Origin of the sequence: Cellulomonas sp. KH9 (assembly GCF_900114185.1) — a bacterium.
Classification (GTDB): Bacteria; Actinomycetota; Actinomycetes; order Actinomycetales; family Cellulomonadaceae; genus Cellulomonas.
The window spans coordinates 12,051-35,191 of sequence record NZ_FOSE01000005.1 but is presented as its reverse complement, the minus strand read 5'-3'; the positions used below and the strand labels follow the sequence as shown (position 1 = coordinate 35,191).

25 protein-coding genes are annotated in these 23,141 nt (G+C 74.9%); 16 read left to right on the top strand and 9 right to left on the bottom strand.

The window, feature by feature from the left end; genetic code table 11:
- Window positions 1-159 precede the first annotated feature (159 nt).
- Together BMZ16_RS15790 and BMZ16_RS19975 are read left to right on the top strand one after the other, a co-directional pair.
- A complete protein-coding gene (locus BMZ16_RS15790; protein WP_089802278.1) occupies window positions 160-1,242 on the top strand; it encodes a lytic polysaccharide monooxygenase auxiliary activity family 9 protein in 1,083 nt (360 codons plus the stop codon).
- 157 nt (window positions 1,243-1,399) lie between these two features.
- Window positions 1,400-2,407, top strand: coding sequence for a cold-shock protein (locus BMZ16_RS19975; RefSeq protein WP_089802276.1), 1,008 nt, complete (start codon window positions 1,400-1,402; stop codon window positions 2,405-2,407).
- Window positions 2,408-2,607: 200 nt separating this feature from the next.
- On the opposite strand, the gene BMZ16_RS15780 is transcribed toward BMZ16_RS19975, so the two are convergent.
- A complete protein-coding gene (locus BMZ16_RS15780) occupies window positions 2,608-3,639 on the bottom strand; it encodes a nucleoside hydrolase (protein ID WP_089802274.1) in 1,032 nt (343 codons plus the stop codon).
- Window positions 3,640-3,756: 117 nt separating this feature from the next.
- On the opposite strand from BMZ16_RS15780, the gene BMZ16_RS15775 reads away from it, so the two are divergent.
- The 3 genes from BMZ16_RS15775 (at window position 3,757) to BMZ16_RS15770 (ending at window position 5,449) form a co-directional block, all read left to right on the top strand.
- Window positions 3,757-4,296, top strand: a complete 540-nt coding sequence (locus tag BMZ16_RS15775) for a hypothetical protein (RefSeq protein WP_143082861.1) — start codon at window positions 3,757-3,759, stop codon at window positions 4,294-4,296.
- A 241-nt stretch (window positions 4,297-4,537) separates the two neighbouring features.
- On the top strand, window positions 4,538-4,675 hold the full coding sequence (locus BMZ16_RS19395) for a hypothetical protein (protein ID WP_177199744.1): 138 nt from the start codon (window positions 4,538-4,540) through the stop codon (window positions 4,673-4,675).
- A gap of 90 nt (window positions 4,676-4,765) precedes the next feature.
- A complete protein-coding gene (locus BMZ16_RS15770; RefSeq protein WP_218143379.1) occupies window positions 4,766-5,449 on the top strand; it encodes a nucleoside/nucleotide kinase family protein in 684 nt (227 codons plus the stop codon).
- 43 nt (window positions 5,450-5,492) lie between these two features.
- Here BMZ16_RS15770 and BMZ16_RS15765 read toward each other — a convergent pair whose 3' ends face one another.
- On the bottom strand, window positions 5,493-5,942 hold the full coding sequence (locus BMZ16_RS15765; protein WP_089802270.1) for a rhodanese-like domain-containing protein: 450 nt from the start codon (window positions 5,940-5,942) through the stop codon (window positions 5,493-5,495).
- Window positions 5,943-6,027: 85 nt separating this feature from the next.
- On the opposite strand from BMZ16_RS15765, the gene BMZ16_RS15760 reads away from it, so the two are divergent.
- On the top strand, window positions 6,028-6,486 hold the full coding sequence (locus BMZ16_RS15760) for an Lrp/AsnC family transcriptional regulator (RefSeq protein ID WP_089802268.1): 459 nt from the start codon (window positions 6,028-6,030) through the stop codon (window positions 6,484-6,486).
- On the opposite strand, the gene BMZ16_RS15755 is transcribed toward BMZ16_RS15760, so the two are convergent.
- Together BMZ16_RS15755 and BMZ16_RS15750 are read right to left on the bottom strand one after the other, a co-directional pair.
- A complete protein-coding gene (locus tag BMZ16_RS15755; RefSeq protein WP_255366753.1) occupies window positions 6,428-7,282 on the bottom strand; it encodes an isocitrate lyase/PEP mutase family protein in 855 nt (284 codons plus the stop codon). The two genes, BMZ16_RS15760 and BMZ16_RS15755, sit on opposite strands and share 59 nt — an antisense overlap.
- Window positions 7,279-7,860: a hypothetical protein gene (locus BMZ16_RS15750; RefSeq protein ID WP_089802266.1), complete on the bottom strand. Its 582-nt coding sequence runs from the start codon at window positions 7,858-7,860 to the stop codon at window positions 7,279-7,281. Before BMZ16_RS15750 ends, BMZ16_RS15755 begins: the two co-directional genes overlap by 4 nt.
- A 119-nt stretch (window positions 7,861-7,979) precedes the next feature.
- On the opposite strand from BMZ16_RS15750, the gene BMZ16_RS15745 reads away from it, so the two are divergent.
- The 9 genes from BMZ16_RS15745 (at window position 7,980) to BMZ16_RS15705 (ending at window position 17,559) form a co-directional block, all read left to right on the top strand.
- The gene (locus BMZ16_RS15745) at window positions 7,980-8,693 is read left to right on the top strand and encodes an ArsR/SmtB family transcription factor (RefSeq protein ID WP_218143378.1); all 714 of its coding nucleotides are present in this window, start codon (window positions 7,980-7,982) and stop codon (window positions 8,691-8,693) included.
- The gene (locus BMZ16_RS15740) at window positions 8,690-9,433 is read left to right on the top strand and encodes an SDR family NAD(P)-dependent oxidoreductase (protein ID WP_089802265.1); all 744 of its coding nucleotides are present in this window, start codon (window positions 8,690-8,692) and stop codon (window positions 9,431-9,433) included. Before BMZ16_RS15745 ends, BMZ16_RS15740 begins: the two co-directional genes overlap by 4 nt.
- Window positions 9,434-9,534: 101 nt before the next feature.
- Complete coding sequence (locus tag BMZ16_RS15735) at window positions 9,535-10,437, top strand: hypothetical protein (RefSeq protein WP_218143377.1); 903 nt, start codon at window positions 9,535-9,537, stop codon at window positions 10,435-10,437.
- Between the two features lie 55 nt (window positions 10,438-10,492).
- Window positions 10,493-10,936 (top strand): HIT family protein, encoded by a 444-nt coding sequence (locus BMZ16_RS15730; RefSeq protein WP_089802263.1) that lies wholly within the window; start codon window positions 10,493-10,495, stop codon window positions 10,934-10,936.
- A 100-nt stretch (window positions 10,937-11,036) separates the two neighbouring features.
- The gene (locus BMZ16_RS15725; RefSeq protein WP_089802261.1) at window positions 11,037-11,723 is read left to right on the top strand and encodes a 4a-hydroxytetrahydrobiopterin dehydratase; all 687 of its coding nucleotides are present in this window, start codon (window positions 11,037-11,039) and stop codon (window positions 11,721-11,723) included.
- A gap of 112 nt (window positions 11,724-11,835) precedes the next feature.
- Complete coding sequence (lysX, locus tag BMZ16_RS15720) at window positions 11,836-15,201, top strand: bifunctional lysylphosphatidylglycerol synthetase/lysine--tRNA ligase LysX (protein ID WP_255366752.1); 3,366 nt, start codon at window positions 11,836-11,838, stop codon at window positions 15,199-15,201.
- On the top strand, window positions 15,198-16,049 hold the full coding sequence (locus tag BMZ16_RS15715; protein WP_089802258.1) for a hypothetical protein: 852 nt from the start codon (window positions 15,198-15,200) through the stop codon (window positions 16,047-16,049). The genes lysX and BMZ16_RS15715 overlap by 4 nt, the downstream gene beginning before the upstream one ends.
- A gap of 129 nt (window positions 16,050-16,178) precedes the next feature.
- The gene (locus BMZ16_RS15710; protein WP_089802256.1) at window positions 16,179-16,781 is read left to right on the top strand and encodes a GNAT family N-acetyltransferase; all 603 of its coding nucleotides are present in this window, start codon (window positions 16,179-16,181) and stop codon (window positions 16,779-16,781) included.
- A gap of 238 nt (window positions 16,782-17,019) precedes the next feature.
- Window positions 17,020-17,559 carry a YagU family protein gene (locus BMZ16_RS15705; protein ID WP_255366751.1) on the top strand — a complete coding sequence of 180 codons (540 nt, stop codon included), beginning with the start codon at window positions 17,020-17,022 and terminating at the stop codon, window positions 17,557-17,559.
- Window positions 17,560-17,630: 71 nt separating this feature from the next.
- On the opposite strand, the gene BMZ16_RS15700 is transcribed toward BMZ16_RS15705, so the two are convergent.
- Together BMZ16_RS15700 and BMZ16_RS15695 are read right to left on the bottom strand one after the other, a co-directional pair.
- Window positions 17,631-19,244 carry a cellulase family glycosylhydrolase gene (locus BMZ16_RS15700; protein ID WP_089802252.1) on the bottom strand — a complete coding sequence of 538 codons (1,614 nt, stop codon included), beginning with the start codon at window positions 19,242-19,244 and terminating at the stop codon, window positions 17,631-17,633.
- A 376-nt stretch (window positions 19,245-19,620) separates the two neighbouring features.
- Window positions 19,621-20,394 carry a MerR family transcriptional regulator gene (locus tag BMZ16_RS15695; protein WP_255366750.1) on the bottom strand — a complete coding sequence of 258 codons (774 nt, stop codon included), beginning with the start codon at window positions 20,392-20,394 and terminating at the stop codon, window positions 19,621-19,623.
- 106 nt (window positions 20,395-20,500) lie between these two features.
- On the opposite strand from BMZ16_RS15695, the gene BMZ16_RS15690 reads away from it, so the two are divergent.
- Entirely contained in the window at window positions 20,501-21,007 is a 507-nt protein-coding gene (locus tag BMZ16_RS15690) for a GNAT family N-acetyltransferase (protein ID WP_177199743.1), read from the top strand.
- Window positions 21,008-21,051: 44 nt separating this feature from the next.
- On the opposite strand, the gene BMZ16_RS15685 is transcribed toward BMZ16_RS15690, so the two are convergent.
- From BMZ16_RS15685 to BMZ16_RS15675, 3 genes are read right to left on the bottom strand one after another with little or no spacing between them, the layout of a single operon-like run.
- On the bottom strand, window positions 21,052-21,408 hold the full coding sequence (locus BMZ16_RS15685; RefSeq protein WP_255366749.1) for a MerR family transcriptional regulator: 357 nt from the start codon (window positions 21,406-21,408) through the stop codon (window positions 21,052-21,054).
- Between the two features lie 23 nt (window positions 21,409-21,431).
- On the bottom strand, window positions 21,432-22,385 hold the full coding sequence (locus tag BMZ16_RS15680) for an aldo/keto reductase (protein WP_089802244.1): 954 nt from the start codon (window positions 22,383-22,385) through the stop codon (window positions 21,432-21,434).
- Window positions 22,386-22,443: 58 nt separating this feature from the next.
- Window positions 22,444-23,010: a dihydrofolate reductase family protein gene (locus BMZ16_RS15675; RefSeq protein ID WP_089802242.1), complete on the bottom strand. Its 567-nt coding sequence runs from the start codon at window positions 23,008-23,010 to the stop codon at window positions 22,444-22,446.
- Between the last annotated feature and the right edge of the window lie 131 nt (window positions 23,011-23,141).

Below are 23,141 nucleotides of genomic sequence, written 5' to 3'. Positions count from 1 at the left end.
GCCACGGGCGCCACCCTAGCCACGACGTGCCCGGTACGGAGTCCTCCGTACGTCGCGCCGTCCCGGTCGGGTGGCTCGATCGGAAGCGTTTCGACGGTTGCCGCGGCCGCCGCCGCCGCCCAGTGTCGAGGGACGTCATCCGTCGCCCCGGAGGTCCACATGCCACGCTTCTCACCCGTCCGCCGCCTCGTCGCGGCGGCCGGTGCCCTCGGGCTCGGTGTCGCCCTGCTCGCCGGGTCGGTCGTCCTCGCGGCGCCCGCATCGGCGCACGGTGCGGTGTCCGACCCGCCGTCACGCATCTACGGCTGCTGGGACCGGTGGGCGAACGCCCACACCGACCCGGCCATGGCGACGCAGGACCCGATGTGCTGGAACGCGTGGCGCGCCGAGCCGCAGGCCATGTGGAACTGGAACGGCATGTTCAAGGAGAACGTCGGTGGTCGCCACGAGCAGGCGATCCCCGACGGGAAGCTCTGCTCGGCGGACAACCCGCTGTACGACGCGGCGAACACCCCGGGAGCGTGGCGGGCCACCCCGGTGCCGTACGACTTCCGGCTCACCCTGCGCGACCCGTCCAACCACGGCGCCGACTACCTGAAGATCTACGTCACCAAGCAGGGCTACGACGCCCGGACGAAGCCGCTCGCGTGGTCGGACCTGGAGCTCCTCACGACGACCGGGCGCTACGCCCCGTCGAGCCCGTACGTCACGGACGTGAGCATCCCGCGGGACCGCACCGGGCACCACGTGGTCTTCACCATCTGGCAGGCGAGCCACCTCGACCAGCCGTACTACCAGTGCAGCGACGTGCTGCTCGGCGGCGCCACCCCGGCACCGAACCCGACCACCCCGGTGCCGAACCCGACGACCCCGGCCCCGAACCCGACCACGCCGGTGCCGAACCCCACGACGCCCGTGCCGAACCCGACGACCCCCGTGCCGAACCCGACGACGCCGGCCCCCGGACCGTCGGGCTGCACCGCCACGGTGTCCGTCGTCAGCGCCTGGCAGGGCGGCTACCAGGCGACCGTGACGGTGACCGCCGGGACCAGCGCGATCACCGGGTGGAGGGCGACCGTGGACGGCGCGACCATCACGCAGGCGTGGAACGGCACGGCCTCCGGCAGCACCATCACCTCGGCCGGGTGGAACGGGGCGCTCGCACCCGGGGGGACGGCCACTGCCGGGTTCCTCGGCAGCGGGAGCGCGAGCGACCTCAGCGCCACCTGCACCGCGTCCTGACCCGCTGGGCACAGGCCCGACCACCACGAGAGCCGCACGTCCGTCCGGGCGTGCGGCCCTCGTGCGTCCCGGGCGCGTGCGGGGGCGGGCGTCGTGCGTAGGTGCCGCGCGGGGAGAGAATGGGGGCCGCTGGATCTGTTTCGACGAGGAGTTCACCGTGCCGCAGGGAATCGTCCGCTGGTTCGACACCGAGCGAGGCTTCGGCTTCCTCGACCTCGGGGAGGATGCCGAGGACCTGTTCGTCCACGCCTCCGAGATCGTCGGGGACGACAACCGCAAGGTCCTGAAGGAGGGGCAGGAGGTCGAGTTCGAGCTCGGCGAGGGCGACCGCGGGCCGCAGGCGCGCAACGTCCGGGTCATCGGTGAGTACGCCGCCGACACCCCCGTGGGCCAGCTCGGCACCGTCTCCTGGTACGAGCCGGCCAAGGGCTACGGCTTCATCACCCCGGACAGCGGTGAGGCCGAGATCTTCGCGCACAGCTCCGCCATCATCGGCGGCGGCGTGCTCCGCGAGGGGCAGCGGGTCGCGTTCATGGTCGTGCCCGGCGAGAAGGGCCCGCAGGCGGAGCCCCTGATGCCGCTGGGCGCGAACGCCGCCCCGGCCGCGGTGTCCGACGGCGCCGACGGCACCATCACGTTCTTCGACGCGGACAAGGGCTTCGGGTTCGCCCGGCCCGACGCCGGCGGCGAGGACGTGTTCGTCCACGCCAAGACGCTGATCGGGACGGTCAGTCTCGCCGAGGGTGACCGCATCAGCTTCACCGTCGCCGAGAGCGACCGTGGGCCGCAGGCCCACGACGTGCGGCTCGTCGGCGGCCAGGCGCGCCGCGGTGCGCCCGCCGGCCGTGGTGCGCCCGCCGGGCGTGGTGCACCCGCCGGTCGCGGTGCGCCCGCCGCCGGTCGGGGTGCACCTGCCGGTCGCGGCAGGACCGAGCGGCCGCGGGGTTCGGGTGCGCCGGTGCGCGGCGGCACGGGCACGGTCGCGCGCTACGACGCGGAGCGCGGCTTCGGCTTCATCACCCCCGACGCCGGTGGGGACGACCTGTTCGTGCACGTGTCGGTCGTGCGCGGCTCCGACGACGGGCTCTACGAGGGCGACCGGGTCACGTACGAGGTTCGCCAGAGCGACCGCGGGCCGCAGGCGGACCGGGTCGAGCTGCTCTGACGCCGCCCTCCCACTCGCGTTCCGCCCTCTCGCCCAGGTGACCACTGGTCAGTTGGGGGCACTGGTCTGCCTCTCAGCTGCTCCCAGGTGACCAGTGGTCAACTGGAGGCGCAGCCAGGTGACCACTGGTCAGTTGGGGGCACTCACCTGCCCCTCAGCTGCTCCCAAGTGACCAGTGGTCAGCGGAGGGTCGGCCAGGCCTATGCGCTCGCGCGCCAGGCCGCGAACAGGCGCAGCTTCGCGAACAGGTCCTCCAGGACGAGCCGCACGTCGACGTGCGTCCACACCCGCATCGGCGGGGCGTCGGGCCGCTCGACGTACCGGCCGTCGTCCGTCAGCCCCGGCTTGGGGCGCGTGACGAACCGGGACGACGACGCGTCGCCCGTCCAGTAGGTCCGCAGGGCGGTGAGCGCCACCAGGCAGGAGTCGCCCAGCACGTACGCCTCGCTGGGCGGGCGCGAGGGGTTCGCGTGCCGCCGCATCTCCGCGCGGAGCTCCTCGTCGAGGTGGCGGCCCAGCGGCCCGGCCGCCCGCACGCGCGTGCGTGACTCCGCGTCGGACAGCACGCACGTCGCGAACGTGCCGCGGGGGATCTGCCAGAGGTCCAGGCCGGGCGCGTCGAACACGACCTGCGCGGCGCGCACGTCGATCGACAGGTTGTACTCCTCGTCGACCGACCGGGGCGCGGCGAGCCACGGCACGGGCTCGTGCTCGAACCCGCCGATCCACACGACCGTGAACCGGCCCGCGATCTCGGGGTGCGCCAGGTACGCCGACGCGAGATCGGTGAGCCCGCCGCCCGCGACGTAGAACAGCGGGCGCGGGTCGTCGCGCATCGCCTCGGCGACGATCCGCTCGGTCGCCGCGGACCGCTGCGGCGTGCGCAGGTCCGTCAGGGTCTCCTCCGAGCCCGCGACCACGACGTCGGTCGACGTCAGGCCCATGCGCGCGAACAGGTCCTCGACCACACGCACCCCGTCGGCCGCGCTCGTCTCCGACCGGCCACCGTGGTCGTGGCGCAGACCCGACGACACGATCAGCGAGATCTCCACCGACGGCGACAGCAGGTGGTGGACCAGCTGGAACAGGTCGTCCGGGTCGCCGGCGAAGTCGTTGTCGACGATCAGCCGCGCGGAGGCGGGCGCGGGCGGGGCGTCCGCGAGCCACGGGTGCTCCCCGAGGCGCCACAGCGGGCCGGCGGGGACAGCGGGGACGGGCGGGACGGTCGCCATGTCACGAGGGTAGGCACGGCCGGGACGCGGGCCGCCGGGCCTGCCAGGGGTGCGTCGGGTGGGTCCTCGCTGCATGCCGCCTTTGCCCCCAGCGCGCCGCAGCGATGGGATGGGCGGGTGGACGCGGTGGCGCGGGTGCGGTGGGCGCAGGTCGGGGCCGGTGGGCACGTGGCCCGGCGCACCAGCGCCTGGTGGGAGCGGCTCGTCGCGGCACGCGAGGGCCGTGCCCCGCAGCGGCTCGTCCACGCGGTGCTCGAGGTCGTCGTCGACGGCTCCGTGCGGAGCGTCGACATGGCCCCGACGTGGGGGCGGTCGGCGGGGGCGCGGCGCGTCGTCGTCACCGGCCCCGTCGGGTCACGGCTGCTGGGATGGTGGCCCTTGTTCCGGTACGAGCTGCGCGTGGTCGACGCGCCCGCCCCGCCCGACCACGTCCTGCACGTGAGCGACGACCTCCCGCTTCCGGCCGACGTGCTCGACGACCTGGCACTCGTGCCGGCGCTCACGTGGGGGCGGGACGAAGCGGGCGCGGGGGACATGTGGACGTCGAACTCGGTGGTGTCGTGGCTGCTGGAGCGGCACGGCGTGACGTCGGTGGGGCCACCGGCCGGTCACCGCGCGCCGGGCTGGGACGCCGGGCGGTGCGTCGCGCGGCGGTGACGCGCTCAGCCGGTGGGCACGCCGTGGACCTGCCTCCGCCGTTCGCCGACGCGGTTCCGACCGACGGGCTGACTGTCGTGGGGAGGGGCTTCCGCCTCGAGGTGTCGAGCTCGACGGCGTCTGGCGGAAGCGCGGGCGGGAGATCGACTGCGCCGCCGCACTCCGTCTCTCCGAGCGGTCGGTCCGGCGTCTCCTCCTCACACCGCATGTCTCCGTCGAGCTGACGGCGGACCAGTTCCGGGTGCTCGTGACGGACTACTGCCGCCTGTTCGGCCCTGGCCCCGGGGACCCCGTGGCAGAGGCGTTCCTGCACGTCTACGGCCGCCGCGAGCACGGTGCCGACCACCGCGTCCTCCTCGCGTCGGTCGTCCAGTGGTGACCGCACCAGGAGCCGCCGCGCGAGGTCGTCCTCCCGCAAGGCTCGCGCCGGATCCTGCGTCTGGTGCTGGTCGCGTGTCACCCTGAGGCCGTGCACCCTGAGGCGCCCCGTCGTCCGGGATCCGACCCAGCGCGCGTCGCCCTGACCATCGACGACGTCGCGCGACGGGTGCTCGCGGCAGTCCCGACGACGACCCGCGCGCTGATCGCGGTCGACGGCGTCGGAGCGAGCGGCAAGACCTCGTTCGCCCGGGCGCTGGCTCGGCGCATCACCACCCGGCCCGTCGTGCTGCTGCACGCGGACGACTTCCTCCAGCCTCCGGCCGTGCGGTACGCGCGCGGTCGGTACTCGCCGGAGGGCTTCTGGCGCGACGCGTTCGACACCCCCGCGCTGCGGGCGACGCTCGACCACCTGGCCGCCGCCGGCGACGGTCGGTACCGGACCTCGTCCGGCGACCCGAGCGACGCGACAGGCAGCGGGCCCAGCACGGCGCCCGTCGACGCGCTCGTCCTGGTCGAGGGCGTCTTCCTGCACCGGGACGAGCTCGTCGACCGGTGGGACCTGTCGGTCTGGCTCGACGTGCCGCCGGGGGAGGCGGCCCGGCGGATGGTCGCGCGCGACGGACTGGCCCCTGACGACCCGCGCCTGGAGCGCTACGCGGGGGCCCAGCGCCTGTACGCCGCCGCCGCGCGCCCCTGGGAGCGGGCGGCGATGGTGATCGACGTGTCCGATCCGGCGGCGATGCGGGTGGTCGACCGGCCCGGTCCGGCCTGACGCCCGGGCGACACCACGACGTGCGGGGTCACGACGTGCTGCGTCACGCGGACGTCGTGGCGCCGGCATCCACGGGCGCGGTCAGCGGGTCCGCGGCGCGGCGGCTGCGGCCCTCGTCGGTGACCGTTGCGAACCCCTCGCGCACCCAGTACTCGTACCCGCCGATCAGCTCCCGCACGCGGGTGTAGCCCAGCTCGGCCAGCGCCAGCGCGCCCCACGTGCTGCCGTTGCAGCCCGGCCCCCAGCAGTAGACGACGACGTCCGCGTCGCGGTCCGGCAGCAGGTCGGCGGCGCGGGCGGTGAGCTCGGCTCCGGGGACGTGCACGGCACCGGGGATGCGCCCCTGCCGCCACCCCTCCGCGGAGCGGACGTCGACGACGACCGGCGCGCGGCCGGCGGCACGGTCCGCGGCGAGGTCCGCGGGGTCGGTCTCGTAGGTGAGCTTGGCGGCGAAGAAGTCGCGGGCGGTGATCGAGGTCTGCATGCCCACCATCGAACGCGCGCCGCGCCCCGCTGACCAGGCACTCCGCACGGCGAATCGGGCATCTCGCCGGGGATCCGCTGGTACGTTTCGCGTCGTGCCGACGAATCCACGCCTCGTGCTCGACGCCACCGACCACCGGATCCTCGAGCACCTGCAGCGCGACGGTCGGCTGAGCGTCGCCGACCTCGCACGGGCGGTGAACCTGTCCGCCAGTGCGACGGCCGACCGGGTCCGCCGCCTCACCGACGCGGGCGTCATCACCGGGTACACCGCGACCGTCGACCCGCAGGCCCTGGGGTACGCGATCACCGCGTTCGTGCGCCTGGCCTACCCCTCGGGCAACTACCGGCCCTTCCACGACCTGGTCGACACCACGCCGGAGATCGTCGAGGCGCACCACGTCACCGGCGCCGACTGCTTCGTCATCAAGGTGATCGCCCGCTCGATGCCCGACCTGGAGCGGCTCACCGGCAAGCTCGCGACGCTGGGCTCCATCACCACGAGCGTCGTGTACTCGACCACGGTCCCGCGCCGGAACCTCGTCCCGGCCTGACCTCGCCCGGCTGTCCCGGCGCGGCCTCGCTCTCGGTCCGCGCCTGGATCTCGCCGTACGACGTCGCGCCCGGCGGCGTCCCGTCGTCCCGCACACGCCGTGCGACGTCGACGGCTGCGTCGAGCGCCGCGCGGTAGAGCAGGGAGCCGGTGCTCACCCTCCGGACGCCGAGCTCGGCCAGGCGGGACAGCGGGTGCACCGGCGTGGCCAGGACGTTCAGCGGGGCGCCCACCGCCCCGACGAGATGGCGGATCTGCGCGGCGTCGAGCGCACCGGGCACGAAGACGCAGTCGGCGCCCGCCAGCACGTACCGCTGCGCACGCCGCGTGGTCTCCTCGAGCGTGGCCGACTCCCCGAGCCAGAAGGTGTCGACGCGGGCGTTGACGACCAGCCGGGGGCAGCGGTCGCGGACGGCCGCGATCTTGTCCGCGTGCCGCTCGGGGTCGACGAGCCGCCCGCCGGTGCTGTCCTCGAGGTTGACGCCCGCGACCTGCAACGAGGCGACGAAGGCGGCCACGGCCTGCGGGTCGTCGTCGAACCCGTCCTCGAGGTCGACCGTCACCGGCACCGGCAGGTGGGCGAGGCTCCCGGCGAGGTCCGCCGTGAGGTGCCGCACCGCGCGTGACCCGTCGAGGACGCCCGCGCCGGCGGCGAGCCCGAGGCTGGTCGTCCCGACCGCCGCGAACCCGGCCCGCACCAGTGCGAGCGCCGAGGCGACGTCCCACGCGTTGGGGAGCACGAACGGGCCGGGCCCCCGGTGCAGCGCGCGCAGCGCCTCGCCCGACGCCGCCGTCACGGCAGCGCCGCCGTGGCGAGGCGGATCGCGAGCGTCCGGCCGGGGCAGGCGTGGTGGCCGCGGCCGAACGGCGCGTCGGTGAGGTCCACCTCGACGACCTCACCGTCCGGGGCGATCCGCCGGGTGCTCGGCACCGGGGGGCGCGGGTCGCCCGTGCGCAGCCGGTCGACCAGCGTGCGCGTCGCGGCGTGCGCCTGCACGAGGACGCCGACGCGTGCGGCGGTGCGCTCGTCGCGCGGGCCGAGCGCGGCGACGAGGCGGTCGGCGGCGGCGTCCGCCTCGGGCGACTGCGGTGCGTGGGGCTGGTAGGCGTCGGCCACCAGCGCGACGTCCGGTACGTGGGCGGCCGGTAGCCCGAAGGCGAGGAGGAGGCGCTCCGTCGGGTCGCCGCCCGGCTGGACCCGGGGCGTGAGGTCCGCGATGACGGCCGCCACGACCTCGCGCCTGCGGGTGTGCGACGGGCCTTCGCTGAACCGGACCACGTGGGCGCGCAGCCACGCCACCCCCGCGTCGGCGGCGGGCACGTCGGGCACGCGCAGCGCGGGGTCCTCCAGGGCCGACGACGGTGCGGTTCTCATGCGGGGAGTCTGCGCGGGGGACGGTTCGGCGAGGGCCGAACCGTCCCGGTCGCGGCACGGTCGGCGGTCGCGCCACGGACCGGACGGAGTGGGCGGACCGGACGGAGCATGATGGCCGGGTGCCCCTCACACCGGCTTCGATCGCGCGGTTCGCGGCGCTCCTGGGCGACGAGACACGCGCCGGGATGTGCCTCGCGCTGCTCGACGGGCGCGCCTGGACGGCCGGCGAGCTGGCCCGCCACACCGGGGTGGCCCCCTCGACGGCGACCGAGCACCTCAGCGCGCTGGTCGGCGCGGGTGCCCTGACGGAGCGCCGTCAGGGCCGGCACCGCTACGTGCGCCTCGCGGGGCCGGAGGTCGCACGCCTGCTCGAGGACCTCGGCGTGCTGGTCGGTGAGTCCGTCCGGCCGTCGTCGTTCCGCGCCGTGCATGCTGATGCGCGGCTGCGCGCGGCGCGCACGTGCTACGACCACCTCGCCGGTGCGGCCGGCGTCGCGCTGCTCGACGGGATGGCCGGCGCGGGGTTCCTCACGGCGGGCGACGCCCCGGCGCTCACCCCGGCAGGGTCCCGGTGGTTCTCCGGGCTCGACGTCGAGCCGGGTGCCGACGCACGCCCGACCGCGCGCGCGTGCCTCGACTGGACCGAGCGTCGCGAGCACCTCGGGGGGTCGCTCGGTGCGGCGCTCCTCGCGACCGCCCTGCGCCGGGGCTGGGTCCTGCGGGTCGAGTCCCTGCCGCGGGCGCTCACCGTGACGGACGCCGGCCGCGACGCGTTCCGCACGCACCTGGGCGTCGACCTCGGCGCGCCCGGTGGAGGAGGTGGACAGCCATGAGCGGCGCGGGGTCCGTCGTCGTCACCGGTGCGAGCGGCGGTGTGGGGAGCGCGATCGCCGAGCACCTGGCGGCGCTCGGGCACGTCGTCGTCAACCTCGACCCGGCGGCACCCGCGCACGCGACGCCCGGCGTGCACCACGTCCGGGCGGACGCCGGTGACGCCGACGCGGCGACCGCTGCGGCGGAGCTCGCCGAGTACCACGCGCCGCTGACCGGCTGGGTCAACAACGCCGCGGTCTTCCAGGACGCGGACCTCGCGACGGCGACCGCCGCGCAGGTCAGCGAGCTCGTCCGACGCAACCTCGACCTCGCCGTCGTCGGCTGCTCCACGGCCGTGCGGCACCTGCTCGCGCACGGCCGGCCCGGCGCGATCGTCAACGTGTCCTCCCACCAGGCGCAGCGGCCGGTGCGCGGCGCGCTGCCGTACGCGGTCGCGAAGGCCGCTGTCGAAGGCCTCACGCGGGCAGCGGCCGTGGACCACGGGCCGGCGGGCATCCGGGTCAACGCGGTCGCGCTCGGCTCGGTGACGACCGCGCGCTACGAGGAGTACCGCCGCGAGCACCCGGGGGTCGACGCGCAGATGGCCGCCCTGCACCCGCTCGGCCACGTGGGCCGCCCGCAGGACGTGGCGCGCGTCGTGGCCTTCCTGCTGTCGCCCGACTCCGCGTTCGTGACGGGTGCGGTGCTGCCCGTCGACGGGGGTCGCGGCGCGCTCGGCCAGGACCCCGAGGGGGTCTAGGGCCGGGCGACGAACGGCTCACGTCGTCCGGCCCGTCGCCCGCGGGCGGTATCCCGCGGCGCGGCTGCGTCCTCCTCCCGTCAGAATCCGGGAGGCCCGCCATGCCCGACGACCGCGACCGCAACGACCGCGACCGCAACGACCGCGACCGCAACGACCGCGACCGCCTCGTCCTCGACCGCCCGGCCGACGCCGCCCACGCCGCGCGCCTGCTCGCCGCGGGACGTCCCGTCGCGCACGGCTTCGCGAACATCTACGCCCTGACGGCCCACGCCGACGCGGTGCAGCGGCTCAACGTCCTCAAGGGCCGGCCCCGCGACCAGACGGGCAGCCTCACGGCGGCGACGGGGCACGTGCTCGACGCGTTCGACCTCTCCCGGCTCCCGCGCAACGTGCCCCCGAGCCTGGTGGCCGACGTCGTCGACGCCTTCGCGGTGGTCGGCCCGTTCGGGTTCCGCGGCCCTGCGGCCGCCCACGTCCCGGCCGGCCTGACGGCGCGCGACGGGCCCACGACGACGACCCAGGTGATCGTCCCGGGCGACGCGTGCCCGTCGCAGCGGTTCCTCGCAGCGGCTGCGGACGCCGTCGGCGGCGGCCTGCTCGCGATCACGTCGGCGAACCGGTCGCGGCACGTCACGGGCGACGCGGACGCACCCGCCCACTGGCGTGCCGACGCCCTGCGCGCCGAGCTCGCCGACGTCGCCGACGTCGTCGTCTGGCTCGAGCACGCCGACGAGGCCGCCGCCCGCGCGCGGTTCGGGCGCCACACGCCCGTCTCCACGAGCATCCTCGCGCTGCACCGCGCCGAGCGGGTGCGGGGTCGCGTCCACCTGGTCCTCGAGCGGCACGGCTCGCTGGGTGCCGACGACGTGGCGCGGGTGCTCAAGGGCCTGGGCCTGCGCCTCACCGTCGGGCCGCGGGCGGCGGTGCGGCTCACCCCCCGCTCCTACGCCCCTGAGCCGGCGGCGAGGCCCGTCGGACGGCCCGGGGTCGCGGTCCGGTGAGGTCGCGCGACCGGCGGGCTGGTGCCGCTGCGGACGTGCTGGGACCCTTGCGCCCATGACAGCGACGCCCGCCGACCCGGAGTGCGTCTTCTGCGCGATCGCCGAAGGCCGGGCCGAAGCCAGCGTGGTGTTCGAGGACGACACCGTCGTCGTCTTCATGGACCTGCACCCCGTCAACCCGGGCCACCTCCTCGTCGTCCCGCGCGCGCACGCCGTGGGCCTCGAGGACCTCGACCGGGTCACGGGTGCGCGCGTCTGGACGGTCGGGCACGACATGGCCAGGGCCCTGCGCGCCTCGACCCTGCGCTGCGACGGCATCAACGTCGTCCTCTGCGACGGGAAGGCCGCGTTCCAGACGGTCTTCCACGTCCACCTGCACGTCATCCCGCGCCACACCGGCGACGGGTGGACCCTGCCGACCGACCCGCCGGAGCGGGCCAAGGCGCTCCGCGACCGTGACGCGGCCGCGATCAGGGACGCGCTCGCCCTCGTGCGCTGATCGGCGCCCGCGCCGCTGCGGACGCCGGAGCGGGGCGACGTGGGACGCCCCGTCCGGGTCCACGCGCGTGACCCGCGGATCGGGTCTAGATTCCGGCACCATGGACATGCTGACAGGGGGCGAGATCGACCAGGCGCAGCTGGCCGACTGGCGCAAGCTGGCCCAGGGCCTGCACGCCCGGTACCTGGTCGACGACTTCGGCACCGGCGCCCGGTTCCTCGCCGCGGTGGGCGAGGCGGGCGACGCAGCCGGGCACCACCCGACCGTGGCGATGAGCACGGGCCACGTCGACCTCAAGCTGGTCAGCCCGGACGCGGTCTACCGCGACGGCGAGGGCACCGACCACGTCGTCGAGTGGGTCACCCGGAAGGACGTCGACCTGGCCCGGCAGATCACGCAGATCGCCGCCGAGCACGGGCTGGCCCCCGACCCGGCCTCGGTCAGCGTCGTCGAGCTGGGTCTCGACGCGACGGACTCCGCGACCGTCGCGCCTGTCTGGGCCGTGCTGATGACCGGCCACCCGGGGGCGCGGGGGCTGGGGTCGCCCAGCGACGAGGTCCGCGACGCCACCGGACGGGTGCCCAACCTCTGGTTCGGTGACGCCGACGAGCACGACGGGCCTCGCCAGCGGTTCCACGTCGAGGTGTACGTGCCGGCCGAGGTGCTGGAGCAGCGCATCGCCGCCGCGGTCGCCGCGGGCGGGACGGTCGTGGACGACAGCGACGCGCCGTCGCTCACCGTGATCGCCGACCAGGAGGGCAACACCGGGGCGGTCTGCGTGGCCTGACCGGGGCTGCCGGTCGTCCGTCGGATCGCGGTACGGCCCCTGACGCGGGACGCTCGGGCGGGGGACCGTCGAGCGGGGGGCGCTCGCGGGCTCGCCCGGGACGGAGCGCGGCGTGAGCAGGCACCCGGTGGACACCAGCCTGGAGGCGGACCGGCCGCGCCCGGCGTCCGCGCGCGCGGACGGACCCACGCCGGAACGCCAGGACGCCCTGGTCTCCCAGGGCTGGGCCGCCTCGGTCGCCACCGTGGTCGGCAGGGCCGCCCAGGCGATGACGGCCTGGCAGGTGGTCGCGCTGCTGCTCCTGCCGTTCGCCCCCGGCGTGGTGCACCGCGTCGCCGAGGTGCTCTCCGTGCTGAACCTGCCGGCCCAGCCGGGGTTCTTCTCGCTCGTGCTCCTGGCGACGGTCGCGTCCGGGCTCGTGCGCCGCCTGCGCGTCGCGCTGTGGTTCGTCGTGCTCGTGTGGCAGGCGCCCGTCGTGCTCGTGGGGCTGGTCGTGGCCGTCCTGTGGGTCGGTGACCCTGCCGGGCGCGCCGACCTCGGGGTGACGTCGCGCGACGTCGTCGCGTGGGTGGTCGCGGCCGTCGCCGTGCCGGTGCTCGTCAGTGCGCGGGCGGCGTTCCCGGCGCGCGTGCGGCCGGGCGGCTGGTGGCGGTCCCTGCTGGTGGCGCTCGGGGGCGTGGCCGCCGGCACCCTCCTGTCGTTCGTGCTGCTGCGGGTCGCGGGGCGCGGGCTGCCGACCGTGGGCGACCAGCTGCAGTGGGCGTTCGCGCAGGCGTTCAGCGTCTACGGCTCGGCGCTGGACCCCGGCACGGTCGGTCACGTGCCCGCGTGGGTCGGGGTCGTCGGTGGCCTGGTCGCCGCGCTCGGGCTGGTGCTGGCCCTCCTGGTGTTCACGCGGTCCCGGGAGCCGGTGGGCACCGATGCCGCCGATGACCGTCTCCAGGTGCGCCGCCTGCTGCTCGACTACCCGTCCGGTGACTCCCTGGGGTACTTCGCGACCCGGGACGACCGTTCGACGCTGTTCTCCGCGGACCGGCGGGCCGCCGTGTCGTACCGCGTCGTGTCGGAGGTGTGCCTCGCGGCCGGCGACCCGATCGGCGACCCCGCGTCGTGGCCCGACGCCGTCGCCCGGTGGTTGGCCACGGCCCGGCGCTACGGCTGGGTGCCCGCGGTGACGTCGACGACGGAGGCCGGGGCGCGGGCGTACCGTGCGGCCGGTCTGCACCCCATCGTCATGGGCGACGAGGCCGTCATCGTCACCCGGTCGTTCGACCTGAGGAACCCGGCCATGCACGGGGTCCGCCGCGCCGTCGCGCGCGGCCGCGCCGCCGGGTACGAGGTCCGGGTCCGCAGGCAGGCGGAGATGCCGCCCGACGAGCTGGCCGACGTGGTGGCCGAGGCCGACCGGTGGCGCCACGGGCAGGAGCGCGGGTACTCGATGGCGCTCGACCGGTTCGGCTCACCCGTCGACCCGTGGGAGGCGGTCGTCACCGCGCACGACGCGGAGGGCCGCCTGCGGGGGGTGCTGTCGTTCGTGCCGTGGGGCCGGCACGGGCTGTCGCTGGACGTGATGCGACGCTCGCCCGACGCGGTCTCGGGGGTCACCGAGCTCATGGTCGCCGGCCTGGTGGAGGCGTCGCGCGACATCGGCGTCGAGCGGATCTCCATGAACTTCGCGATGTTCCGCGAGACGTTCCAGCTCGGTGAGCGTGTCGGGGCCACGCCGGTGCAGCGCTTCAACCGGCGGGTGCTGCTGCTCGCGTCGCGCTTCTGGCAGCTCGAGCAGCTGTACCGGTCGAACGAGAAGTACCTGCCCGAGTGGCAGCCGCGGGTGCTGTGCTACGAGGCGGCGGGGCACCTGACGCGCGTCGTCCTGGCCCTCGGGCAGGCGGAGGGCTTCGTCCCGCCGCTGCGTCGGCTGGCCGGCGGGGAGCGGATGCCGGTGGCCGCGGCGGACGACCCGGCGTTCGTGGCCGCGGTCGCCGCGCAGGAGCGGGAGCTGCGGACCGTCCGCGCACCCAGGCGCCGCCTGAGCCAGCAACAGCGCGTCCGCCGCGCGAAGCTCGACGTGCTGCGGGCCGCCGGCATGGACCCGTACCCGGTCGTGGTGCCCCGGACCCACACCGTGGCCGCGGCGCGGGGAGTCACGCCCGACGGGCCTGCGGTGTCGGTCGTCGGGCGGGTCGTGCGGCTGCGCGACCTGGGCGGGGTCGTGTTCGCGGTGCTGCGCGAGGGCACCGCCGAGGTGCAGGCGATGCTCACCGCGTCGGGCACGGCCGGGCTCGACCTGTTCCGGCGCGCGGTCGACCTGGGGGACCAGGTGAGCGTGACCGGGCCCCTCACGCACAGCCGCACGGGTGAGCTGAGCGTGGGGGTGACGTCGTGGCGCATGGCTGCCAAGGCGCTGACCCCGCCGCCGGACAAGCGGCACGGCCTGGCCGACGCGGAGGCGAGGGTGCGGCTGCGGCACATGGACCTCGCGCTGCACGACGCCGCGGCCGCCGCCCTGCGGGCCCGGTCGACGGCGGTGTGGTCGATCCGCACCTCGCTGGTCGCCCGGGGCTTCCTCGAGGTCGAGACGCCGATCCTGCAGCGGATCCACGGGGGTGCGAACGCCCGCCCGTTCACCACCCACATCAACGCCTACGACCTGGACCTGTACCTGCGCATCGCCCCCGAGCTGTTCCTCAAGCGGCTCATGGTCGGCGGCACCGGCAAGGTCTTCGAGCTCGGCCGCAACTTCCGCAACGAGGGCGTCGACGCGACGCACAACCCCGAGTTCACGTCGATGGAGGCGTACGAGGCGTACGGCGACTACACGACCATGCGCGAGCTGACGCGCGAGCTGGTCGTGGCCGCGGCGGTCGCGGTGCACGGCGAACCCGTGGCGCACCGTCCGGGGGGTGAGGTCGTGCCCCTCGACGGCCCGTGGCCCGTCGTCACGGTCCACGAGGCCGTGTCGCGCGCGGTCGGCCGGGAGGTCACCCCCGACCTGCCGCTGACCGAGCTGCAGGCGCTGTGCGGTCGGCTCGGCCTGGCGTGGGAGCCGACCGAGACGCACGGCGCGCTGGTCTCGGAGCTGTACGACCGGTTCGTCGAGGGGCAGACCGTCGCCCCGACGTTCTACACGGACTTCCCCGTGGAGACGTCCCCGCTGACGCGCGAGCACCGCACCGATCCCCGCCTCGCCGAGCGGTGGGACCTGGTCGCGTTCGGGGCCGAGCTCGGCACGGCGTACTCCGAGCTCACCGACCCGGTCGAGCAGCGCCGCCGCCTGACCGAGCAGTCGGTGCTCGCGGCGGCCGGCGATCCCGAGGCGATGGAGATCGACGAGGACTTCCTCGACGCCCTCGAGTTCGCGATGCCACCGACCGGTGGCGTGGGCATCGGGGTCGACCGGGTCGTCATGACGCTCGTCGGCGGGACGATCCGGGACACGCTCGCCTTCCCGTTCCTGCGGCCCCGGGGCCGTGCGTGACCGCGGCGCTGCTCGCTGCCGTCGCCGCGGCGGTCGGCTACGGCATCAGCACCGTGATGGAGGCCGTCGGGGCCCGGCGCTCCCCGGGGGCGGGCGCGCTGCGCCAGCCGCTCGTGCTGGCCGCGCTCCTGCTCGACGGTGCCGCCTGGCTGCTGTCCCTGCTGGCGCTGGACCGGTTGCCGCTGTTCGCGGTGCAGGCGATCCAGGCGTCGTCGGTCGTCGTCGTCGTGGTGCTGGCGCGGTTCGTGCTCCGGGCCAGGCTGCGTCGGCGTGACGTCGCCGCCGTCGCGGTCGTGGTGGCCGCGCTGGTGGTCGTCGCCGGCGGGTCCGGCGACCAGCCCGCGGTGACCCCGCCGCCGGGCTTCACCGCGGGCATGCTCGTGGCGGCCGGGGCGCTGCTCCTGGTGGCCGTGGCGGCGTACGCGCGCGGCGGGTCGCTGCTGCTCGCGCTGCTCGCCGGACTCGGCTACTCGCTCGCTGCGGTCGCGGCCCGCGGCGCGCACGCGTCGGGTGACCTGCTCACAGCCGTGCGCCAGCCCCTGGTGGTCGTGATCGTGGTGGGCGGAGCCGTGGGCGTGGTCGCGTACCTGCGGGCGCTGGAGCGCGGGTCCGCCGGTGGTGCGGCCGCGGTGGAGTCGGTCGTCGAGGTGCTCGTGCCGGGCGCGGTGGGCGTGGCGGTGCTCGGCGACACGGTGCGCCACGGCTGGGCGGTGCCCGTCGTGCTCGCCCTCGTCGTGGCGGTGACCGCCTGCGTGGTGCTCGCGGACAGCCCGGCGGGGGTCGCGGCACAGGACGCCGAGCCCGACGCGGGACACGTCGGCGGGCCGGCTCGGCGCGCGCCGGGCTGAGCGCAGGGGCGGTGGTCGAGGGCGGTGCCGAGGGCAGGGCCGAGCGGGCGGGTCGAGGGACAAGGGCGGCAACGGGAGGTGCGTCCCGGGGCCTTGCCGCGTGACCGACGGCGCGCGTACGTTCGCCAGATGGGGGACGTGGCCGTGGACGGCTACCGGATCGAACCGCTCGAGGAGCGCACCTGGGACGCGTTCGCGGGCCTGGCCGAGCGCCACAACGGCGTGTGGGGCGGGTGCTGGTGCACCTACTTCCACCTGTACCCCGACCCGGTCGAGGAGCGCCGGGAGCTGGGCCACCGCGAGTTCAAGCGCCGGCTCGTGCTGGCGGGGCGCGCGCACGCCGCGCTCGTCATGGACGGTGACGAGGCCGTGGCCTGGGCCCAGTACGGCACGGTTGACGAGGTGCCGAACATCCAGCACCGCAAGGAGTGGGAGAAGGGCCTCGAGCAGCGGCCGGACTTCCGGATCACGTGCCTGTTCGTCGACCGTCGGTACCGCCGCCGGGGCATGGCGTCGGTGGCCGTGCGAGGCGCCCTGGGCCTGATCGCCGCCGCCGGCGGTGGCCTCGTCGAGGCGTACCCGCACGACCTGCCGCCGGGCAAGCGCACGTCCTCGTCGTTCCTCTACAACGCGACGAGGACGATGTACGAGGAGCTGGGCTTCGCGTACCAGCGGCCCAAGGGCAAGGGCAACTGCGTGATGACGTGGACGGTGCCCGCGGCGCAGGCGTGAGGCGGTGTCCGGTGTGACCCGTGCCGACCGGCGGGGCGCGACCCGCCGGCCCGCCACGTCGTCAGGACCCGGTGATGGCCGTGACGATGCCCCGCGGGGTCACCGTCGCGGACCGCCGGTCGAGCAGCCGGCTCGCGAGGCGTCGGCGACGGGTTGCGGCTAACGTCCGACCCGGGGGCATGTGCCAGGGCTGGGGGGCAGAGGCATGGGCGAGCAGAGCGTGACGGTGCGACGTGGTGTGACGGACCCTGCCCGTCGGCGGCACGCCACGGCCGTGCTGGTCGGCATCATCGCGGGGTGCATCGGCGCGATCGTCAAGTTCGGCTGGGAGGTGCCGTTCCCGCCGCGCACGCCGGAGCGCAACGCGACCAACCCGCCGCAGGCCTTCGCGGAGCTGTTGGGGGTGCCGCCGGACATCACGCACGCGACGTACGAGCTCAGCGGGAACGCGCTGCCGTGGTTCAGCTTCCTCATGCACTTCGGGTTCTCCATCGGGTTCGCGGTGCTCTACTGCGTCGTCGCGGAGCAGTGGCCGCGCATCAAGCTGTGGCAGGGCGTCGCGTACGGCCTCGTCGTGTGGATCGTCTGGCACTGGCTGCTCATGCCGGCGCTCGGCGTCGTCCCACCGCTGTGGGACCAGCCGCCGGCCGAGCACGCGTCCGAGCTCACCGGGCACGCCGCCTGGATGTGGGTCATCGAGCTCACGCGCCGAGACCTGCGCAACCGCCTGACCCATGAGCCGGACGCGGAGGTCCCGCTCACCTCGCCGTTCCGCTGACGCGAGGGCACACCGAGCCGCCGCGGACGAACGTGCCGGCCGGCGGGGCGGACCCGCCGGCCGGCACGTCGTCAGGAACCGGTGATGGCGGTGATGATGCCCTGCTGGGTCACGGTCGCGGACTGCCGGTCGAACAGCCCGAACCCGTACACGCCGTTGTAGCCGTTGTCCCAGTAGGCGGTGGTAACGCCGTACTTCTTGGCCAGGGTGACCATGGTGCGGGCGTAGTCGGCGCGGTACCGGTTGTTGGTCGGGTCGGCGGACGTCTTGTCGATCGACCCGTACTCACCGAGGAACACCGGGTAGCCCTGCACCACGAACGCGTCGTGCACCTTCTTCAGCTGGTTCTCCATGTGGACGTGGTCACCCCAGGTCGCGGCGCGCGACGGGTCGGCCACGGCCGGGCCCCACTGGGTGGTCGCGCCGCTCTCGGTGCCGGCGAAGTCCCACGGGTCGTAGTAGTGGACGGAGATCATGATCCGCTTGTCGGCGGCGGGGATCGCCGACGACCGGTACTGGTCGGTCGGGATCGTGAACCCGTAGTCACCGGTGGTGTAGTCGATGTTCGTGTTCCAGCCCGGGACGAGCAGCCACCGCGAGGCGTTGGTGCCGCCGGTGCGGCGCACCGTGTCGACGAAGACCTGGTTGTACGCGTTGATGTTCGAGTAGCACGGCTGCGTCGGGTTGCCGTACTGCCCGTCGAAGTTCTCGTTCATCGACTCCAGCACCAGCCGGCCGCCGTAGTCCTTGAACACCGTCGCGACCTGCTGCCAGACCTTCTGGTACTTGGTGCGGATCTGCTCCTGGCCGGAGGCGTCGCAGATCAGCCACGCCCCGCTGACGCTCGTGTAGCCGTCGCCGTGCATGTTGATCACCACGTACAGCCCGCGGTCGTACGCGAGGTCGACGACCTGCTGGATCCGGGTGAGCCAGGCGCGGTCGACGGTGTAGTCGGGGGCGGCACCGATCTTGCCGAGGTACGACACGGGGATGCGGACCGTGTCGAAGCCGGACGCCTTGACCCGGTCGAGCAGGGCGCCGGTGATCACCGGGTTGCCCCATGCGGTCTCGCTGGGCATCCCGTCGATGCTGGCCTCGAGCTGGTTGCCGAGGTTCCAGCCCTGGCCCATCTCGGCGACGAGGCGCGCGGGGTCGGCGGTGACGGGTCCCGCGGACGGCACGGGGGTGGGGGTCGACGTCGGGGTCGTCGTCGGCCGGGGCGACTGGGTCGGCGTGACGGTCGGCGACGTCGACGGGGTGCTCGTCGGCACCACCGGCACGCCGGTGCACGCGACACCGTTGAGCGTGAACGCTGTCGGCACGGGGTTGCTGCCGGTGAACGTGCCGTTGAAGCCGAACGACGCCGCGCCGTTGGTGGCCACGGTGCCGTTGTAGGAGGCGTTGCGGACCGCCACGGCGGACCCGGTCTGGGTGACGGTGCCGTTCCACAGCTGGGTGACGGTCTGCCCCGCGCCGAACGAGAAGCGCAGGTCCCACGAGGTGAGCGGGTCGCCCAGGTTGGTCACCTGCACGGCGGCGTTGAACCCGCCGGGCCATTGGCTGGCCACCGTGTAGTCGACGCGGCAGCCGGTGGCGGCGCTTGCCGGCGCGGTCACCGCGACCGAGCCGACGACGGCGACGAGTGCCGCCGCGGTCGCGGTCAGCGCTTTCCTCAGAGCATGCACGGGAGGTCCCTCTCGACGGGTGGACGGGTGCTCAGCCCACCAGTGCGGGTCGCGACATGCACTCGTCGAAGCGTTTCGCCTCGGGAGGTTGCAGCCGCGTCCTACCCGATCTGCCGGGAGCCTGATGAGAACGCGGTGACCACTGGTCAGTTGGGAGCGCGAGCAGGCGACTCGCAGGTGACCACTGGTCAGTGGGGAGCGCCAGCGGGCGACTCGCAGGTGACCACTGGTCAGTGGGGAGCGCGAGCAGGCGACTCGCAGGGGGCCTGATGCACGAGTAGGTGACTCGCAGGTGACCACTGGTCAGTTGGGAGCACCTGGAGCCCGCCGAACCCTTCCCAACTGACCAGTGGTCACCCGACGGCCCGGCGGGGCCTCAGTCCGCCCGCCGGACCTCCGCATGGAGTGTCACGGTGCCGTCGGGTGCGGTGGTCTGCCGGTACACCCCCGCCGTGCGCAGGCCGCGGTCCGCGAGTGCCGCGTCGAGGGCGATCCAGGCGTCCGCGACGTCGGTGGGCCCGTCGAAGGTCACCGCGACGCCCTCGTCGACCGGCGCGACGTCGACCACGGTGAGCCCGTCCACGGGGGTCGACGTGCCGGCGGTGACCAGGATCGTGTCGTCGTCGGTGCCGTCGTACAGCAGCACGACGGCGCGGTCGTCACCGAGCCGCTCGCGCAGCTCGGCGCGCAGCCGACGTGCCGCGTCGGGGATCTCGGTCTCGTCCCGCACCGAGGCGCGGAGGCTCCACAGCCGCAGCGCCGGCAGGGGCGCCAGCTCGAGTGTGCTCATGACGGTGTGCCGTCCCCTCTCGAAGGTCGCGAGGCGCGAGCGCACCTCGGCGAGGCGCCGTGACGCCTCGTCGACCTGGGCGACGAGCTCCTGCTCGCGCGTCCGGAGCAGGTCGACCAGGCGCCGCTCGTCGAGGTCCCCGTCGAGCAGGTCGCGGATCGCGTCGAGCCCGAACCCCAGGGCGCGCAGGGACGCGACCGCGCGCACCCGGCCGACCTGGCTGGGCGCGTAGCGGCGGTACCCGGTCACGGGGTCGGTCGACGCCGGCTCCACGAGCCCGAGCTGCTCCCAGTGGCGCAGCATGCGCCGCGAGACACCCGTGCCCCGCGCGATCTCCCCGATCCTCAGCATGTGGCCCATCGGACCTCCTCACACGGTGTCAGAGTCAACACCGGGCCGACCGGCGCCGGGGAGTGGTCGGCAGCAACGCCTGTCGGCGCAACGCCGGGCGGTGTTGACTCGGGCGATGGACTTCTCCCCGATGCCGGACCGGCTCGACACCGAGCGGTTCGTGCTGACCCCCGAGGAGCCGTCGGACGTCCCGTGGCTGGCGGAGCTGTTCACGGCACGCGGCGGGGGCGCGGTGACGCACGACCAGGCGTGGCAGCGCATGGCGGCCATGCACGAGCTGACGCGCCGGCACGGCATCGGGGTCTACGTCCTGCGGCCGCGTGACGGCGCCGCGCCCGTCGGCTACGTCGGGCTGGTCGTGGGCCGCTGCACCGTCGAGGAGCCCGAGCTCGCCTACGAGCTGCTGCCCGCCGCGCACGGCAACGGCTACGCGACGGAGGCGGCGCGCGTGGTCCTCGACGCGGTCCTCGCGACGGGCCGGGAACGGGTCTGGGCCACGGTGCGCGAGTCGAACGCGGCGTCGCTGCGCGTGCTCGCCAAGCTCGGCGGCTTCGTCGTCGACAGGGTCACCACCGACGAGCACGGGCGGGTGCTGTGGCACGTGCGTGAGCGCGACGCCTGACCCTCGCGGTCGCCGGGTCGGGTCCCTCGGGCCGTCTCCTGGGCTCAGACCTCCTGCGCGTAGTGCGCGATCTTGCCGTCGAGCACGGCGACGGCCGCGAGGATCCGCTGCGCCTGCTCCTCGAGCTCGGCGCGGCGCGCCCGCAGGAACGCGACGCGGTCGGACGCGCCGGCGTCGGTGCGCAGCAGCTCGGTGAACCGGCGCAGCTCCGCGATCCCGAGGCCGGCGTCGCGCAGGCACGTGACCAGGCCGATCCACGCGATGTCGTCGTCGTCGTACCGGCGCTGCCCGCCGGCGGACCGCTCGATCGGGCCGACCAGGCCCTCACGCTCGTAGTAGCGCAGCGTGTCCACGGACAGGCCGGTGCGCTGCGCGACCTCGCCCGGTGCGTACCCCGTCATGGGAGCCATCGTGGCAGCGCCCGTCAGACCGCGGCGTCGAGACGCGCCCGGGCCTCGTCGGGCAGGTCGAGGTCGCGCGCCGCCATGGCCTCGGTGAGCTGGTCGAGCGAGCTCACCCCGAGGATCGGGCTGACGCCCTGCGTCAGGAGCCACGCGAGCACCACCTGGTTGCGGGTCGCGCCGAGCTCGGCGGCGACCTCCGCGAGCACCGCGAGCCGTCGGTGCGTGCCGGGGTGGTCGTAGCCCTCCGACAGCGGACGGTCGTCGCGCACGTACGCGCCGGTGAGCAGCGGCGAGTACGCCCACAGGTCGAGGCCCTCGGTGCGCGCGTGGTCGAGCTGGTCGCGCTCCGCGTGCAGGTGCCCGCCCTCGGGGAGCGTCACACCCGGGCGCGGCCACACGTACGAGAAGCGCAGCTGCACGGCCGACCACGGTTCGACCCCGCGCTCGCGGGCGATCGCGCGCGCCTGCTCGACGCGCCACGCGGCGTGGTTCGACGCACCCAGCCGGCCGACCTGCCCCGCCGCGACCAGCGCCCCGAACGCCTCGACCGTCTCGGCCAGGGGGACGTCGCGGTCCTCCGCGTGCGCCCACAGCAGGTCCACCGACTCCAGGCCCAGCCGGTCGAGGGACGCCGCGAAGCCTGTCGCGATCGCCTCGGCGGACAGCCCCTCGGAGGACGACGGCCACTCGTGCGGGACGAGCGGCTGGTGACGGACCTTCGTCGCGAGGCGCACCCGGTCCCGCACGCCGGGGCGCGCGGCGAACCACCGGCCGAGGAGCAGCTCGCTCTGCCCGCCGACGCCCGACGGGTCCTCCCAGAAGCAGTAGCAGTTGGCCGTGTCGACCCAGCGTCCGCCGAGGTCGACGAACGCGTCGAGCAGGGTGGTGGAGAGCGCCTCGTCGGTGCGTGTGCCGAAGTACATGGCGCCGAGGACGGGCTCGGGGGTGCGCTGCGGGGTGTCCGTGGTGTCCATGACGAGCAGCCTGCGACCTGGAGCGCGCTCCAGGTCAAGGCCCGGAGCCGTGAGGTCGTCAGGCGGTGCCCCGTACCGCGTGCCGCACGTACACCGCCCCGTTGTCGAACCGTCGTGTGTCCAGCAGCTCCAGCTCCAGCCGCACGCCGAGGGGCAGGGCCGGCTTGCCGCCGCCCACGGTGACCGGGCACAGCATCAGCACGATCTCGTCGACGAGCCCGTGCCGGAACGCCTCGGCGCCGAGGATCGCGCCGCCCACACTGAGGTCGGCGTCGGACTCCTCCTTGAGCCGGCGCACCGCGTCGGCGTCGAACTGCCGCTCGATCCGGGTCCTGGCGGTCGACACGGCGTCGAGCGTCGTGGAGTAGACGACCTTGTCGGCGTCGCGCCAGATCCCCGCGTACTCGCGGACCACGGTCGGCTCGTCGGCCAGCCAGTCGTCGTCCTCCCAGACGCGCATCGTCTCGTACATGCGCCGGCCGTACAGGGACGTGCCGATGCCCCGCTCGTGCTCGTTCCAGAACGCGTGCACGGCCTCGTCGGGGACCGACCAGTCGAAGGCGCCGTCCGCGTCCTCCAGGTAGCCGTCGAGCGAGGTGTTGGCGGCGTAGACCAGCTTGCCCATGGGGACCTCCGGGATGTGCGACTCCGGAGCCGGCTCTCCTCGCGTCGCGGTATGCGGTGCAGACCGTCGACGGGCCCCGGACTCATCGCCTGGCTCGAGCCCGGACGCACGGCCGGCCGGGGCGTCGCCGC